Below are 15,624 nucleotides of genomic sequence, written 5' to 3' on the forward strand. Positions count from 1 at the left end.
CCACCGGCTACACGCTCCGAGCGCCGACGGCACGGCAAGTCGTGGGCGCGCAGGGTGAATACCTCTGAAGGGCTGCGCGCACGGCTGAGCCAGCTAGTCCTTCTTCCGCCGGCCACTGTGCTGTTGCTGATAGTCCTGCCCGCATACCTCCTGCGGATCGAGCACGCCGGATCTAGTACGCGATGGTTGGTGTGGTCGGCGGTTGCCGTGGCTTGCGCAGCGGTGCTGGTTGTCGCCTGGCGGGTGTCCCGTACGACCGCCGATGCGGTGCAAAGGCACCGCATCGCTGGTGTTGAGGCGGTACAACAACAAGGGGCGGCTCACCTCCAGGCCCTGGAACAACAGCAAATGACTGACCGCCAGGCCGTATCCCAGTGGATTGCCCGTCTGCGGTCCGTGATGGCCGATGGCCTCAAAGAGGTTGATGCGACGCTGGGCCAGCTGCAGCGCGGTGAGCAGCCCCAGGTGCGCGAGCTGCCGCCGGAACCCGTTGCCCCGCACGCGTTCGCCACGCTGGAACGGGAACTGCTCGAATTCGTGTACGGCGTGCAGACGGCTCTCACCGACAGCTCAGCCCGGCAGGAGAAAGCTGCTGTCCTTAGCATCGCCCGGCGCATCCTGACCTCGATCAATCACACGTTGAACGCGTTCGACGGGCTTGAACGCGAGATGGAGGACCCCGAGGTCCTCCAACCCTTGTTCAAACTGGATCACGCGGTCACGCGGCTGCGTCGCCTGGCGGAGAGCTTGACGTTGGCGGGCGGCGCGCTTCCCCGGCGCTCCAGCAAACCGATGCTGCTCTCCGACGTGATCGGCCACGCGATCTCTGAGATCGAGCAGTACGGGCGCGTCAAGCTGGTGTCCCCCGTCGAAGGCATGGTCGACGGACGGGCAGCGCCTGGACTCGTCCACGCGATGGCTGAGCTCCTCGACAACGCTGCCAACTTCTCCAAGCCCCCAGCAGACGTGCTGGTCCGGGTTGAGAAGGTCGCCTCGGGAGTGGTCATCCAGATCGACGACCGCGGAAAGCTCATGTCGCAGGACACCCTGAAACAGCTGAACGACCTGCTGTCCGAGCCGTCCCGGCACCGGGCCGGCGACTACCTGCGGGACGGACGCATGGGGGTGTGGGTGGTAGCGGAGTACGCCCGCCGACTCGGGTTCCACGTCAGGCTCCATGGCAACATCTACGGTTCCAACCAGGCCGAAGTCCTGGTCCCCTTCGACCTCTTCAGCACGGCACCGGATAGCCAGGAGCGGACCCCACGGCCTGACCTCCCGTCGCCCGAACCGGTTCACGCCCTCGACCGGGGAGCACCTGCGGCAGGGACCCGCGCCGGCGACCGTGCGGAGATTCCGGTGGCACGCGGCCCGGCGGCATCCCTGACGGCAGAGCCAAGCTCCAGCGAGGCAGCCGCCCCGGGCGGCGGGGTTGCGCCTCTGCCCTCACGTCGAGCGAACGCCGTGCCCCACCCCGCTATAAAGCTCGCCGCGAGCGGAGCGCCGGACACATCCGCGTCCGGTGACGGCGCTGCGCTGCCGAAGCGGGACCTTTCACGCTCCTACCTGGCTCCCGAGTTGCAAGACACAGCCCCTGCGCCCCGTGGACACATAGAGCCGTCCGCGCCGCCCAGCGCGGGCCTGATGTCCCAGCTCGCCGAGGCACGGCGTCGCGCCGAGCAGGACGCCGTGCCGGATGCCTCCCAGTCCCCCGAACCAACTGACCCCCCACATCCCTTGGAGGTCCCCCGTGACCACGCAACAGAATGACCTGACCTGGCTGCTGACCGACTTCGTCGACAGGACGAAGGGCGCGGTCAGCGCCCTGGTGACCTCCCGCGACGGCATGAAGGTCGCGAGCCTGAACCACGATGCGAAGGGGGAGGCTGACACGCTGAGCGCCATCACCAGCGGCCTGCACTCCCTGGCCGACGGCGCTGGTCGGCTGCTTAACGGCGCCGGTGGCGTGCGCCAGGTCGTCGTGGAACTCGACGGAGGCCACCTGTTTGTCATGGCGGCGGGGGCGGGCGCGCTCCTGACCGTCCTGGTCAATGCTGATGGGGACGTCGGACAGGTCTCCTACGAGATGACACTGCTGGTCAAACGGGTTTACGACCACCTGACCGTCGCGCCACGGTCCGTGCCCGCCGAGGCGGACACGGCGGTCCAGTGAGGTGGCCGGTGACGACGCCCTGGTCGACGACGGGTACGGGCCGGTGCGACCCTACGCGCTGGTCCACGGACGGGTTACGCCCTCACAGGACCTGGACCGGGCATCCCTGGTCAAGGCCAGAATCGAACTGCCGTCCAAGCCCTTGCAGTCGCACTACGCGCAGGCGTTCGAGCACTGCCGGGCCGGGGCGGTCTCCGTCGCGGAGATCACGGCGAGGCTCGGGCATCCCTTGCAGATCGTCAAGATCTGGCTTTCGGACCTTCTTGACGACGGTTACCTGATCAATGCGATGCCCGACAACAGCGGCGGAGCAGCCACCGACCCACGGATCTTGGGAGAAGTCCTTGCTGGCCTACGCCGAATCTGAGCTGACGCTCTCACTGAAGATCGTCGTAGCGGGCGGCTTCGGGGTCGGGAAGACGACCTTCGTCGGTGCGGTGAGCGAGATTGAGCCCTTGCGGACGGAGGAGACGCTCACCGAGGCCGGCCGCGGCACCGACAACCTGACGGGCATCGAACAGAAGGCGGCCACCACCGTCGCCATGGACTTCGGCCGCATCACGCTCCACAGGGACCAGCTGATGCAGCTGCCCCATGAGGTGCAGCTACTGCTGTTCGGCACGCCCGGCCAGGAGCGCTTCTGGTTCATGTGGGACAACCTTTCGGAGGGCGCGGTTGGCGCGGTCGTCCTCGCCGACACCCGACGGCTGGAGGACTGCTTCGCCGCCGTCGAGTACTTCGAGCGCCGCCGGATGCCGTTCCTGGTCGCGCTCAACCAGTTCCCCGACGTACGCCCCCGCACCGAGCAGGAAGTGCGAGACGCCCTGGGAGTGAGCCCCGAGGTTCCCCTCGTCTGGTGCGACGCACGTGACGGCGCCTCGTCCCGCGGCGTCCTGGTCGATCTGGTCGCGCATGCGCGTGACCGTGCCCAGCTCGTCCCTTCCGCCTAGCCCGTCCCTTCCTGCTGCTTCGCTTATGGAGTCCACGATGCCCACCTTTGACCTTGCCACCGGCCTCCACGACCGGGTACCCGCGGACGAAGAACGGATCCTGCGCTTGGAGCTGTTGCAGCGTAAGGACCTGCTCGCAGACCGTCCCGTTCCGTGGTTCGACAGCCTCGCGCATGACGCTGCACAAGAGGCGGCTGACCTGGTCAAAAAGCCGGACGGGTTCCTCGCCATGGTCAACCTCATGAAGGACGGCTACCAATACTTCGCCGGCATGTGGGCGCCCGCCGGCATCAGCGGCGGCGAGAGCCAGGCCACATCGGCCGATACGCCGCCGGAGGAGCGGTTCATGGAGCGCACGAGCGGGTGGTGCGTCCACACCATGGACCGCCGCAAGGCCCTGCCGCTCAACAACGTCTTCGACTATCCACGCTGGCTAAACAAGGCCATCCACCAGCTCGGCGCCCGCACCTACCTGGGCACACCCCTGATCCACCAGCCCACCGGCATCGCGCTGGGCACGTTGTGCTTCGTGGGCCGGGAGACGACGAGCTGGGGCCGCCAGGAAGTCGCCCTGATCAAGCACTACGCCGCCCAAGCCCTGGAGCACATCGACGAACTGCCCGACAACACCCAGCCCCCCTCGGAGCACTAGCGCTACCGCCCGTCGTCCAGCACAGCGCCCGTAAGACCAGAGGGAGGGGACGGACCGATGTCCACGTACACGTACTTGACGGACGACCACCTGCGCCTGCGCGACCAGGCGCAGGACTTCGGCCGCGAAGTGATCGCCCCCCACGTTCCGCACATGGAAGCACAAGGAACACACACCGACCTTGAACTGCCCCGCCTGATGGGCGCACAGGGCTGGTGCGGCGTGATCATCGGCACCGAGTACGGCGGCATGGGCCTGGACCATCTCTCCAAGACGCTCCTGATCTCCGAGGCCAGCTACTTCAGCGGTGCCGCCGGCGGCATCCTGCAAGCCTCTCTCATCCCGACCGCCGCGATCCTCTACCTCGGCAGCGAGGAGCAGAAGCGGCGTTGGCTGCCGCAGATCGCCGAAGGGCTGTGGACGGCCATCCTGGTCACCGAGCCCGACAGCGGCAGCCACGTTCTCGGCATGGACGGCACGGCCCGCCGCAAGGGAAAGCACTGGATCATCAACGCCCGCAAGTGCTTCATCGGCAACTCAGCCATAGCGGGCCTGCACGTCGTCGTTGTGCGAACCGGTCGGCCCGGCGATCCACGGAGCCTGTCGGCCTTCCTCGTCGAAGCCGACCGGAACGGAATCGAGGTGAGCCAGCCGGATTTGGTCGGAATGCACGGCTTCACCTGCGGCAATGTGCAACTGCGCGACGTCCGGGTGCCCGAGACCCACCTCCTTGGGGAGGTCGGCGATGGCCTCGCCGCCGCCTACACCGCCTCCGTCGTCTGCGGCCGCCCCAACCTTGCCGCGGCCGCTCTGGGCCTTCACCGCAGGGTCATGGACGAGGCCCTTGCCTTCCTCCAGACACGCCGCCGCAAGACAGGCCGGCACCACCGCGAGACGCGGAAGCTCTCCGAAAACCCCATCGTCAGATACCGCCTCGCGGACATGCAGTCCCGGCTGATGACCGCTGAACGGCTGGCGTACGACGCCGTGCAGCTGCTGGACGAGGGACGAGCGTGCGATGCGGAACTCGTCCAGTCCAAGCTGTACAACAGCGTGGCGGCAAGCGAGTCCCTGCGGGATGCGAGCTCGCTCCACGGCGGCTACGCCGCCCGCACCGACCGCCCCATCACTCGACTGATGCGTGACATCCAGCTCGTCGGCGCGCCGGCAGGCCCTGACGATATCCAGCGCCACCGGCTAACCGAAAAGGCACTCGGAGCCGACCGCACCCAGTGGTCCGAAGACTTCATCCGCCGCACGAGGTCAGCCGAGGTACGCGCCGCCTGACCCTACTGCTCCGTCCCTCATCCGCCCATGGCCGAAAGACCTTCATGATCAGCATGTACGTCCAGAACGAAACGCCTCAAACCGAGGAACTGGCCGAGCAGATACACCAGTTACTCACACAGGCGACCCCATGGGTGGAGACGACCAGCGGCCTGCTCCTGCCGACCGTCAGGATCGAACTCGTCGGAGTAGAAGGACTGGCGACGGCGTACGCGGCCTTCGTCCGCCGCCAGGTCGAGCGCGACACCGAGGGCCTGGATCTCACCGAGCAAGAGCACAAGAAGGCGGCCGCCCTGCCGCTAACCGCCCGCATGTCTGCCCGCACGATATGGATGGTCGAGGAGTCCATCCTCATCGCGACCAGCGTCGGCCAGCCGTCGACCCTGATCGTCCCCGAAGCCCTGGAACACCTGGGGCTGACCGGTGCCCCGGATCTGCTGTGCGACGCCTTGGTCCGCGCGCTCGCCCGGCAGGCCCAGGTCGCCGCCTGCGGGGGCACCCGCATACCGGCCCCGGAATGGCCTATAGACCGGCCCGCCCAGGATGCCATCACCCAGCTCAGCGACGGCCATGCGCAGTGGACGCGCGACCAAGCGACCTCGCAGATACTCGGCAGACCCGTCGACTACACCCAGCGCCGCCGGCCCAGAACCTTCCTGATGCGCCGCGCGTTCCTCCGTATCGCAGCCGCTGGAGCGGGCAGGCGGCGGGCCCGCGCTACCGCCCTTGTCGACAAGGCCGTGAACGCCGTAGGCCTGGACGCCTTCAACCAAGTGTGGAGCATTTCCGGCCTGGCCCCCACCCTTGGCAAACTCCGATGTCCTGAGGACTGAATCAGCCGCCTGCCCGGATGACGCCTCAACCGTGCGGCGGCCTCGACGCCGTCGACACAGACCCCGTCCTCGTTGTCCGCCGACGGCGGCGGACAACGAGGACGGACCCAACGCCGGCGCGCAGGGCAAATCCGTCTACAGGCTCCTCGCCTACCACAATCCTCCGCGCAGGCCCCGCCCACCCCGCACCGAACGGCTCCTCCGTGACCCTCCTTTCCCGCACCCGCCTGCGGCCGACCAGCCTCTCCGGTCGGTCCCGACCTGATGACCCGGCGCTCGCCTGGGAGATCCCCGTCCTGGGCGATAACGATCCGGGCCAGGAGGCGTACATGCTGCTGGGCGCGGCCTGGCGGAGCTCCACCGCCCGACTCGTGCGCACCGGGGACGGGTTCGACGCGGTCCGGGTGCCGCAGTCGTACGCCGCCGCGGCCCTGGAGGTTCTGCGTCGCTGCGGCGCGCGCCGCGGCGCGGTGCCCTCCGACAGCGGTCTCTGGACCTTCTTCGTCCCGCCGGACTCCGGCAGTCTCCCCTGGCCTACCTGGGTCACGTACCTCAGCGGGCCCACGGTCCGCATCCCACCGCGCCCCGCCCGCAGCGACGGCCTCAACCTGCGGTGGATCACTCGCGGCGAGCCGACCGGACAGCTCCTGACGGCGCCCTTCGTGCTGTGCCCCATCTTCACCACCCTCGTCCTGCCGAGCCCCGATCCGACCCTTGACCGGGCATAACGCTTCCGAAGGAGACCCCGTGAACACCAAGATCGACACGTCCGTCCCCCACTCGGCCCGAATCTGGAACTACTGGATGGGCGGCAAGGACAACTACCCCGTCGACCAGCAGGCCGGCGACGATTACGCCGAGATCGCCCCCCAGGTCAAGACCATGGCCATCGCGTCCCGCCATTACCTGATCCGCGCGGTCACTCACCTCACCCGCGAGTGCGGCGCCCGCCAGTTCCTCGACATAGGCACCGGCCTGCCGACGTACGACAACACCCACCAGGTCGCCCAGCGGATCGCCCCGGCCGCCAAGGTCGTCTACGTCGACAACGACCCGATCGTCCTGGCTCACGCCAACGCCCTGCTCTTCAGCGCGCCCACGGGAGTCACTGACTACATCGACGCCGACCTGCACGACCCGGAGGAGATCCTGGGCCAGGCCGCGCGAACACTCGACTTCAGCCAGCCCGTCGCCCTGATGCTGATGGGCATCCTCGGCCACATCGAGGATTACACCACGGCGACGGCGATCGTCCACCACCTTCTTGCGTCCCTGCCCGCGGGCAGCTACTTCGTGCACTACGACGGCACCAACACCGACGTCGACCTCGTGAAAGCGCAGGCCGGTTACGACGACACCGGTGCCGTCCCGTACGTCCTGCGCAGCCCCGAACAGCTCGCGGTCTTCTACGAAGGGCTCGACCTGCTGGAGCCGGGCTTCGTCTCCTGCCCGCTGTGGCGCCCTGCCCCGGGCACCTCCCCGGCGCCGACGGGCGTCTACGGAGGCGTGGCCGTCAAATGGTAGAAGGGCTGCTGCCCTCCCTCCGGAGAACGATGCACATGTTCGAAATGACCAATCTTGTCCCGGTACACCTGCGCGACTGGCGGTGCCGCTTCTGCCGAAATCGGCACGATGCCTTGGCCACAATTTGTCGCTTCACCCAGGTTCCTCGGGACTTCCTGTGAACCACCGCCACTTCCCGACGCCGGCCCAGCGGCCAGCGACACACCCACCAGTAGCCCGCGGAGACCGTTCACAAAGACGCTCGCCCGTTCAAGCAGCCGGCCTTTGAAGGAGACAACCATGACGGCACGTAATGACGCGACCGACCTTGACCTGTTGGGCTGGAACCTACTGAACGGGGGAATCGACGGGGAGGAGGAGTACCGCCGCGAGCGGCAAATTGACTTCCTCGCGTCCCTCTCTGGGCTTGACCTCTTGTGGATCACGGAGGCCACGGACTGGGAGAAGAGGAACCGCTTCACCGACCTCGCCGACGCCACAGGGCTGACCGCGCTCCCGTACGTGACCTCGCACAACGGCGACGGCCGCAACCACAGCTGCCTGTACTACCGAGCCGACAAGCTCCGGCTTGCGTCCCGTTCCGGCGTGCTGGCCCGGGGCGCCTTCCACCACGGGGTCGCGCGCGCGGAGTTCGAGGTGAACGGCGTCCGCCTGCTGGTGTTGGGAGCGCATCTGACGTACAGCAGCCCCGATGCCCGAGTTCTGGAAGTGCCGCACCTGGCTGATTACGGGAGGAAGTTTGGGGACTGGCCAGAAGACAGTGTTCTGATCATGGACTCGAACGGCCCCGACCTACACGATCCGGAGCCAGAGGACTGGTCAGAGGTGCCGCGGAACCTCTGGCACCGCTACCGGGAGCGGCTGCCCGATGGATCGTACGGCGGATGGGACACCCAGGTTCTGCGGATGCTAATGGAGGCCGGCTGGCGTGACCCACAGGCCGACGTGACGATTCGGAGGAAGCCCACAGTCGGCTACTGGTACGAGAACGAGAAGGTTCCCCTCCACCTCGACCAGGCTCTCGTCACCGGCCAGCGGATCGAAGTGGTCGACTACCGCACCCTAGGCGCACCCTACTGGTTCGCACCGAACATCCCTACCCCTGATGTCTCCGGCACAGATCTCATTTTGACCGACCTGTCTGACCACTTGCCGGTCCACGTCTGTATCCGCCTCCACCACAACCCAATCCGTTCGGCGGTCTGAGCGGGAGTAGGGCGCCAGACCCGTGCCCCACGTGTGCCACGTGTTACAGCGCCTCGTCGGAGTTGGCAATGATGGCGATTCTTGAAAACGGTTCTGGCCGCAGTTCCGTGAAGCTCATGGTCGGGTGAGGATGCGGATCCGGAGGAGCCGGAAGGATGCCCGGTTGTACATGCTCCTCTTGATCGTTTTGACTCTGTTCACGTTGCCCTCGACGACGCCGGAGCTCCATTCCAGGGTGAGGCCGGCGGTGACGGCAGCGAGGTCCTGGCGGAGGAAGCCGCCGAAGCCGCGAACGGGTGCGGGAGCATCCTGTTCGGCCTGGCGGATCCAGTCCATCAGCAGGTGTCCGCGGCGGTATGTGACCAGGTCGTGGAAGGTGCGGGCGAGGTCGCAGGCGCGGGTGATGTCCGGGCAGGCGAGCCGGACTTGGAGGAGTCGTTCGTCGTCTTTCGTGCTGAGGTCTTCCCGGCGGCACATGATCCACGAGGTGATCTTCCGGGGGCTGGGGATGTCGGCGCGTACGGGTTCGGCGGTGCCGTCGCGGAGGGATGCGAAGTGTTTGCGGATGGCCTGGACGCTGCCGCGATAGCCCTGTGTACGGATCTCGGCGAGGACCTGGGGTGCGGTGACGCTGCCGCCGGTGTCGGTGAAGCGTGCGGTGGTGTATGCCTTGAACGGGGCGAGGACGCCGGTGGGGCGGCGGTCGCGGGCAGAGGCCAGGAGGATGTCGAGGCCCGTGTCGCGGAAGCGGCGCACGGTCTTGCGGTCTAGGTGGAGACGGCGGGCGATGGCACTGATGGTCCAGCCGGCGTCCACGAGCCGGTGGACGTCGGCGTGACGCTGCCGGGTCCGCTCGATGATCTGGGTTCGGGGCAGCTCGGCGGGCGGCAACTCGGTGATCGTGACGGCCGCTGCCAGGGGCACCGCAGTCTCCTCCTCGGCATGTTTCCGCAGGCAGGAGCGGTGTTGATGACAGGTCTTCTCCACGGCCGCGCCGAGGTTCTGCAGCAGATGCCAGCGGTCTGCGACCTCCAGGGCGTCCGGCGCGGCTTCCTTGATCGCTTTGCTGTAAGCGGTGGCACGGTCCCTGCAATGATCTCGGCGCCGGGATGCGCGGTGAGCCAGGCGGCGAAGGTGTCGGACTCGCGGTCGGGCAGGACATCAACCACACGTCCGGATTCCACGTCGACCAGCAAGGTGCCGTACCGCTTCCCCTTGCGGAAGGCGAAATCGTCGACACCGAGCACGCGCGGCGCCTGCTCGGGCACGGCCGGCTCCGTGAGCAGGCCCAGCAGCCGCGTCCGGCCCGCCCTCAACCGCAGCCGCCGACAGAGCCGTTGACCGGGGCGACCACCCAGCTCGACCGCAACCGCATGCTGCCACTGCTTCAGTCCGAGGCTGGAGCGGCGGTACCGCTCGCTGAGCTTGGCGACCTGCTCGACGAACGTCCGCCTCGGACACCGGCCGCGGTCGCAGAAAAACCGCCGGACCCGTAACCGCACGGTCAGGCTGCGCCCGTTCATCGGCAGCCCGGGCAGGCCCCGCTCGTACGACGAATGCACTCTCGATGCCTGCGAGTTACACCCCGGACAACGTGGTGGCGGCCCGCACGCGACCGCCTCGACGACCAGCCCCTCGGCGACCTCGGTGACGCGCGTCAACCGCACATCGAAACCGGAGAACAGAACATCAGCGAGCGATTCGACCCCCATGCACAGGATGTCCCATAGAGGAACGTTCCTGCATGCCGCCTCTGACCTGGTCATTCACGGAACTGCGGCCAGAACCAGATTCAGATATCGCCATCAGCAACTCTCAGTGAATCTGATGTCCGTGGTCGCAGCGCCGCCCACGCCACCGAAAGGGACCGCATATCCAGACCGCGTCCCACTGAGCGTCGGCGTAGCGCTGCCCGTGCTCGACCTGCTCTACGCCGACTCTAGTGCTCTGACCGCATAGGTTCGCCGGGTCGGTGGTCGTGGCGGTTGGATGTGGGGTGACGTCCGATCCGACCGCTGGAGGCGCGGTGGCCGAGCCTGTCCGTGTGCGCAGACTGACCGACCAGGAGGGGCAGAAGCTGCAGCAGATCGTGCGCCGGGGAAGTACCAACTCGGTGCGCTATCGGCGCGCGATGATGCTGCTGGCCTCGGCCGGCGGGAACCGGGTGCCGGTGATCGCCCAGCTGGTGCAGGCTGACGAGGACACCGTCCGGGACGTGATCCACCGGTTCAACGAGATCGGCCTGGCCTGCCTGGACCCTAATTCGTTGGTAGCGGCACCGGCGCGGCTCTTGGAGCAGTGCCGGACTGTTCGAGTACGGGACTGTGACGCCTTTCTGGACCCAGGCTGATTGAGGCCTTCACTGAGAGCGGCGCACGGTCCGAGTGCTCGAGGTGAATGGCGGTCGCGTGGACGAGGTGGACAACCTATACAAGTCCCGGCCTGCGAGGCCTCTAGGTAGAGCGGTGACGTTCGTCGTCTTCACGGCCGCCATCACCCGCGGCGCATTCACTCGTTGGAGTTGGTGGTGCGAGCCCGTTTCACGGTGACCTCTTACCAGTCCCGAGCCCTCGAGCTCTGGACAAGACCGAGGCCCGTGGGATGCGCTGGTGCCGCGAACGGCTTGTGAGATGTCGGACCGAGGAGTCCTGGAATTAGGGAGCCGCGTGGCCCGCTTGCGCTCGTGACCAGCGCAGATGCCGGCGCCGAAGGGGAGAAGCAACTTGATCTACTGCGGGATTGACTGGGCTGAGAAGCATCACGACGTCGCCCTGATTGACGACACCGGGCAGCTGCTGGCCAAGCGCCGCATCACCGACGATATGGCTGGCTACCGGCTGCTGCTGGACCTGCTCGCCGAGTACGGCGACGCGATGGACGACCCGATCCCGATCGCCATCGAAACCAGCCGTGGCCTCCTGGTCGCGGCTCTGCGGCAGAGCAATCGGAAGGTCTTCGCGATCAATCCGATGGCCGCTGCCCGCTACCGCGACCGGCACGGCGTATCCCGCAAGAAGTCCGACCCTGGCGACGCTCTGGTGCTGGCCAACATCCTGCGCACCGATATGCCTATTCACCGGCCGCTGCCGGCCGACACCGACCTTGCACGCGCCATTGCCGTCCTCGCACGCGCCCAGCAGGACGCGACCTGGAACCGGCAGCAGATCGCCAACCAGCTGCGCTCGCTGCTGCGCGAGTATTACCCCGCCGCCCTGGACGCCTTCGCCGGATGGACCAACGGGCTGTGCCGTTCCGAAGCACGCGAACTGCTGAAGCTCGCCCCACCCCGAGCCAGGCCGCCCGGCTCACCCGCGCCCAGCTCCGGTCCGCCCTCAAACGCTCCGGGCGCAGCCGCGGCATCGAAGCCGAGGCCGACCGGCTCCGCGAGGTCTTCCGGGGTGACTACGCGAGCCAGCCGAAGCTGGTCGAAGACGCGCTCGGCAAGCAGGCTTTCGCCCTCCTCCGGCAGTTGGAAGCCGCCTGCCTTGCTGCTGACGAGCTCGCTGAGGCGGTCGAGGAGTCTTTCGTCCAACACCCGGACGCCAAAGTCATCTTGAGTTTCCCCGGTCTCGGGGTCCAGCTCAGCGCCCGGGTGCTGGCCGAGATCGGCGATGACCGCCAGCGGTTCGTCGACGCACGTGGCATGAAGGCCTATGCAGGGTCTGCCCCCGTCACCCGCGCATCCGGCAAGAAACACCACGTCGGACGTCGCATGGTCAAGAACGACCGGCTTAACCATGCCGGCTACCTGTGGGCCTTCTCCGCTCTGCGGTCCTCTCCCGGAGCGGATGCCCACTACCGGCGCCGACGCGAGCAAGGGGATTGGCACGCGGCAGCCCAACGTCACCTGTTCAACCGCATGATCGGCCAGCTCTACCACTGTCTTCAGGCAGGCGAACTGTTCGACGAACACATCGCCTTTCCCTCCGAACTGGCCGCAGCAGCTTGACGAGTTGGCATCGTGAGATGTCTCGGTGGGCGGGAGGCCGTCCCCGCCAACTCGGCCCTGACGACGAGGACTTCGTCATCCAGACGGCCACCACCCGCCCCACCAAACTCGGCCAGCCCTTCACCCGCTGGTCACTGCGCAAACTCGTCGCCTACCTACGGAAAATCCACGGCCGGCTGATTCGCATCGGCCGCGAGGTGTTACGCGGCCTGCTCGCCCGCCGCGGTGTCACCTTTCAGCGCACCAAGACTTGGAAGGAATCCCCGGACCCCGAGCGCGAGGCGAAGCTGGACCGGATCGAGAAAGTCCTTGACCGCTTCCCGGACCGGGTCTTCGCCTTCGACGAGTTCGGCCCCCTCGGGATCCGACCCACCGGCGGCAGCTGCTGGGCCGCGCAGACCAGGTCCGACCGGGTGCCGGCCACCTACCACCGCACCCACGGAGTGCGGTACTTCCACGGCTGCTACTCGGTCGGCGACGACACCCTGTGGGGCGTCAACCGCCGCAGGAAGGGCGCCGCCAACACGCTGGCCGCACTGAAGTCGATCCGCGCCGCCCGACCCGACGGCGCCCCGATCTACGTGATCCTGGACAACCTGTCCGCCCACAAAGGCGCCGACATCCGCCGTTGGGCCAGGAAACACAAGGTCGAACTGTGCTTCACCCCGACCTACGCCTCCTGGGCCAACCCGATCGAAGCCCACTTCGGACCACTGCGGCAGTTCACCATCGCCAACTCCCACCACCCCAACCACACCGTGCAGACACGGGCATTGCACGCCTACCTGCGGTGGCGCAACGCCAACGCCCGCCACCGCGACGTCCTGGCCGCAGAACGCAAAGAACGCGCCCGCGTCCGCAGCGAGAAGGGCATCCGCTGGGGCGGACGCCTCAGCGCATCCGCAGCCTGACACCGCCCAACGGCCAGTGACTCAGAAGCCTCGGAAGACGCCGTCCTCGTCGACGGCGCCGGCGAACTCCTCGAAGTCCATGTTCGCGCCCGAGAGGTTGTTCTCAATGCTCCACAGCTGGGCTGCCACAACGCGGACACTACGCCCACGCTCACCCTGCAGGCCCAGCACGAGGAGCGGCCGTTCAGTCGAGGCGAGGGCTACAGAGTCCGCTAGGACAAGAAGCGGATGCTGGTACTCCACGGGGATCAGGTCGAGGGCCTGGTCGGATGTCAACCCCTCGTACCTCCGGTCATCGACGACTGCGACGTTGGCCAAGAAACCGTCCTTGCTGGGCGAGAACAGCGACGCCCGCAGAGCGTCCCACGCACCGTCTGCCGAGAAGTCGGTGCGCACAACGAGGGCTTCCAAAGTGCAGGGGAGCTGATTCATGCGCGGACAGTACCGCCAACCCGGTGAACCAATCCGGTCACAGCACTAGCCGGTACGTGACCACCTCGGTGGCCAACCACATTCACGACATCGCCTTCGATGACCTGGACTAGCCTCGATCTTTCGTGACGGTCCGCCGACGGAGTCGGTGGGCCGTTTCGCTTTCGGTGGCTGATGCCGGGCAGGCTGTGGGCCCGAGTGTCGCGTCGGGTGGGCGCCGGGTTCCACTGCTCCGGGTGGGGTGGTGCTACTCGCAGGGGTAGGGAAGCTGCTGGTCAGCCCGGGTTCGGCAGGAGTGCGAGCCGTGCGAGGGCGTCTGTGATCTCCCGGGTCCAGGGCCAGTGGCGGGCGAGGCGGAGCCAGCGGCGGCGGCCGGTGGTGACCAGTTGGGCGGCGGCAGAGAACAGGCGCAGGCGAAGCCGTTTGGGCTCCCAGGCCGGGTCATGGCGGCCGGCGCCGGTGGGCAGACCGTCCCAGTGGGTCTCATCCACGATGCGGGCACCTCGGCCGACTGCCCTGGGATGGGCGGCCAACAACGTCTGACCGTTCGCGTCGGCGACGGTGGAATGCAGTGTGATCTGGGACTTCGTGGCCCGGATCTCGACCAGCTGGCGAGGGCGGACCTTGCGAGCGGGAACCGAGTAGAGGTTCGCGTCGAACGCAACCAGGCAGTCCTTGCCGACATGCCGCAGATGCCGCTGTGTGACCACATACGGAGTCGTCGGCAGCGGCCGGAGAGCCGTGTGATCGCGCACGGCCCGGTGTCCGATGATCTCGCCGTGGGTGCCATGGACCTTCGCTCGCCGCAGTGGCACCCAGGAGGCGAAGGCGGCGTTCATCTCCTCGATGGAGGAGAAGGCCCGCCCGGCGAGCACGTGGTCCCGGACGATGCCGACCTGGCGCTCGACCCGGCCTTTGCCCTGGGGCCGGTAGGCGGCCAGCACGTCGATGTCGAAGTCGTAGTGCCCGGCGAAGGCGACCGCTTCCGGGTGCAGCGGAACTGCCTCGCCCGGGGCGACGTGCCGGCGCACGACTGTCTTGGTGCGGTCGTAGACGATGCTCATCGGCACTCCGCCGAAGTGCGCGAACGCCTGCCGGTGGCAGTCGAAGAACGTCGCCAGGTCCTGGCTGGTGGTGAAACAGCAGAACGGATCGCGCGAGTACGACAACGTCATGTGGAACGAGTAGACCTTCGGGATGCCGACATGGGCGAGGATCTTTCCTTCGTCGCCCCAGTCCACCTGGGCCTGAGCACCCGGAACGACCTCGAACCGCCGGTGCAGACCCGCCAGCTCGCCGGGACTGATGCCCAGTTCCTCCGCGATCCGTGGCCGGGCTTCTTGCACGTAAAGCTTCACCCGTTGGTAGTTGATGGTGACCGCGTAGTCCTGGATCAGACGTTCATGGATCACCGACGCCTTGAGCAGGACCTCGGACCTGAGCATCGAGTCGATCAGCGGCGCGACCTCGTCCACCACCCGGCGATGCCGGCGACCGGCTGTTTCCCGCTTCGGCGGCGCGGCCGACGCCGGATTCTTCAGGTACTTGCTGACCGTCCGGCGGTTCAGCCCCGTCTCCTTAGCGATCTCCCGCAGGCTCATCGCACCGGACTCATACAGCGGACGAAACCGCCTCAACTCCAGCCACCGATGTGGATCCAGGACCACCGTCAGTCGCCTCCCTGCCGCCCCGAACCGACAGCAGCAG

General features: G+C 67.3%; 15 protein-coding genes and 4 pseudogenes. 14 read left to right on the forward strand and 5 right to left on the reverse strand.

The genetic code is table 11. The annotated features are described in order from the left end of the window. The first annotated feature begins 117 nt into the window (after positions 1 to 117). The 10 genes from QQS16_RS06525 to QQS16_RS06570 all read left to right on the forward strand — a co-directional run bounded on the left by QQS16_RS06525 (position 118) and on the right by QQS16_RS06570 (position 8,625). On the forward strand, positions 118 to 1,770 hold the full coding sequence (locus QQS16_RS06525) for an ATP-binding protein (RefSeq protein ID WP_286060659.1): 1,653 nt from the start codon (positions 118 to 120) through the stop codon (positions 1,768 to 1,770). Next, positions 1,751 to 2,173, forward strand: a complete 423-nt coding sequence (locus tag QQS16_RS06530) for a roadblock/LC7 domain-containing protein (RefSeq protein ID WP_286060660.1) — start codon at positions 1,751 to 1,753, stop codon at positions 2,171 to 2,173. The genes QQS16_RS06525 and QQS16_RS06530 overlap by 20 nt, the downstream gene beginning before the upstream one ends. A 1-nt stretch (position 2,174) precedes the next feature. Continuing rightward, entirely contained in the window at positions 2,175 to 2,540 is a 366-nt protein-coding gene (locus QQS16_RS06535; protein ID WP_286060661.1) for a DUF742 domain-containing protein, read from the forward strand. Next, entirely contained in the window at positions 2,518 to 3,123 is a 606-nt protein-coding gene (locus tag QQS16_RS06540; RefSeq protein ID WP_286060662.1) for a GTP-binding protein, read from the forward strand. The genes QQS16_RS06535 and QQS16_RS06540 overlap by 23 nt, the downstream gene beginning before the upstream one ends. Before the next feature lie 37 nt (positions 3,124 to 3,160). Beyond that, on the forward strand, positions 3,161 to 3,775 hold the full coding sequence (locus QQS16_RS06545) for a GAF domain-containing protein (RefSeq protein WP_286060663.1): 615 nt from the start codon (positions 3,161 to 3,163) through the stop codon (positions 3,773 to 3,775). A gap of 57 nt (positions 3,776 to 3,832) precedes the next feature. Then, complete coding sequence (locus tag QQS16_RS06550; RefSeq protein WP_286060664.1) at positions 3,833 to 5,062, forward strand: acyl-CoA dehydrogenase family protein; 1,230 nt, start codon at positions 3,833 to 3,835, stop codon at positions 5,060 to 5,062. A 44-nt stretch (positions 5,063 to 5,106) separates the two neighbouring features. Next, the gene (locus QQS16_RS06555) at positions 5,107 to 5,895 is read left to right on the forward strand and encodes a hypothetical protein (protein WP_286060665.1); all 789 of its coding nucleotides are present in this window, start codon (positions 5,107 to 5,109) and stop codon (positions 5,893 to 5,895) included. A gap of 203 nt (positions 5,896 to 6,098) precedes the next feature. Beyond that, the gene (locus tag QQS16_RS06560; RefSeq protein ID WP_286060666.1) at positions 6,099 to 6,623 is read left to right on the forward strand and encodes a hypothetical protein; all 525 of its coding nucleotides are present in this window, start codon (positions 6,099 to 6,101) and stop codon (positions 6,621 to 6,623) included. A 19-nt stretch (positions 6,624 to 6,642) separates the two neighbouring features. Beyond that, positions 6,643 to 7,419: an SAM-dependent methyltransferase gene (locus tag QQS16_RS06565; RefSeq protein WP_286060667.1), complete on the forward strand. Its 777-nt coding sequence runs from the start codon at positions 6,643 to 6,645 to the stop codon at positions 7,417 to 7,419. Positions 7,420 to 7,698: 279 nt separating this feature from the next. Continuing rightward, positions 7,699 to 8,625, forward strand: a complete 927-nt coding sequence (locus QQS16_RS06570; protein ID WP_286060668.1) for a hypothetical protein — start codon at positions 7,699 to 7,701, stop codon at positions 8,623 to 8,625. A 114-nt stretch (positions 8,626 to 8,739) separates the two neighbouring features. Here the strand turns inward: QQS16_RS06570 and QQS16_RS06575 are convergent, their stop codons facing one another. Then, positions 8,740 to 9,549 carry a transposase gene (locus QQS16_RS06575; RefSeq protein WP_286060669.1) on the reverse strand — a complete coding sequence of 270 codons (810 nt, stop codon included), beginning with the start codon at positions 9,547 to 9,549 and terminating at the stop codon, positions 8,740 to 8,742. Between the two features lie 24 nt (positions 9,550 to 9,573). Further along, a pseudogene (locus QQS16_RS43495) lies at positions 9,574 to 9,750 on the reverse strand (transposase); the annotation flags it as partial. Here QQS16_RS43495 and QQS16_RS06580 point away from each other — a divergent pair. Beyond that, positions 9,735 to 10,121, forward strand: a complete 387-nt coding sequence (locus tag QQS16_RS06580; RefSeq protein ID WP_286060670.1) for a hypothetical protein — start codon at positions 9,735 to 9,737, stop codon at positions 10,119 to 10,121. The pseudogene QQS16_RS43495 and the gene QQS16_RS06580 overlap by 16 nt on opposite strands. 30 nt (positions 10,122 to 10,151) lie before the next feature. On the opposite strand, the pseudogene QQS16_RS43500 reads toward QQS16_RS06580, so the two are convergent. Then, positions 10,152 to 10,391: pseudogene (locus QQS16_RS43500) on the reverse strand (hypothetical protein); the annotation flags it as partial. Between the two features lie 260 nt (positions 10,392 to 10,651). Here QQS16_RS43500 and QQS16_RS06585 point away from each other — a divergent pair. The 3 genes and pseudogenes from QQS16_RS06585 to QQS16_RS06595 all read left to right on the forward strand — a co-directional run. Then, positions 10,652 to 10,915, forward strand: a pseudogene (locus QQS16_RS06585) (helix-turn-helix domain-containing protein); the annotation flags it as partial. 406 nt (positions 10,916 to 11,321) lie between these two features. Further along, positions 11,322 to 12,574: pseudogene (locus QQS16_RS06590) on the forward strand (IS110 family RNA-guided transposase). Then, positions 12,571 to 13,485: an IS630 family transposase gene (locus tag QQS16_RS06595; protein WP_286060671.1), complete on the forward strand. Its 915-nt coding sequence runs from the start codon at positions 12,571 to 12,573 to the stop codon at positions 13,483 to 13,485. Before QQS16_RS06590 ends, QQS16_RS06595 begins: the two are co-directional and overlap by 4 nt. Before the next feature lie 21 nt (positions 13,486 to 13,506). Here the strand turns inward: QQS16_RS06595 and QQS16_RS06600 are convergent, their stop codons facing one another. Together QQS16_RS06600 and istA are read right to left on the reverse strand one after the other, a co-directional pair. Further along, the gene (locus QQS16_RS06600) at positions 13,507 to 13,917 is read right to left on the reverse strand and encodes a DUF6924 domain-containing protein (RefSeq protein WP_286060672.1); all 411 of its coding nucleotides are present in this window, start codon (positions 13,915 to 13,917) and stop codon (positions 13,507 to 13,509) included. A 275-nt stretch (positions 13,918 to 14,192) separates the two neighbouring features. Further along, positions 14,193 to 15,584, reverse strand: coding sequence for an IS21 family transposase (gene istA, locus QQS16_RS06605; RefSeq protein ID WP_286060673.1), 1,392 nt, complete (start codon positions 15,582 to 15,584; stop codon positions 14,193 to 14,195). Between the last annotated feature and the right edge of the window lie 40 nt (positions 15,585 to 15,624).

The sequence above is a fragment of the Streptomyces sp. ALI-76-A genome (assembly GCF_030287445.1).
Classification (GTDB): Bacteria; Actinomycetota; Actinomycetes; order Streptomycetales; family Streptomycetaceae; genus Streptomyces.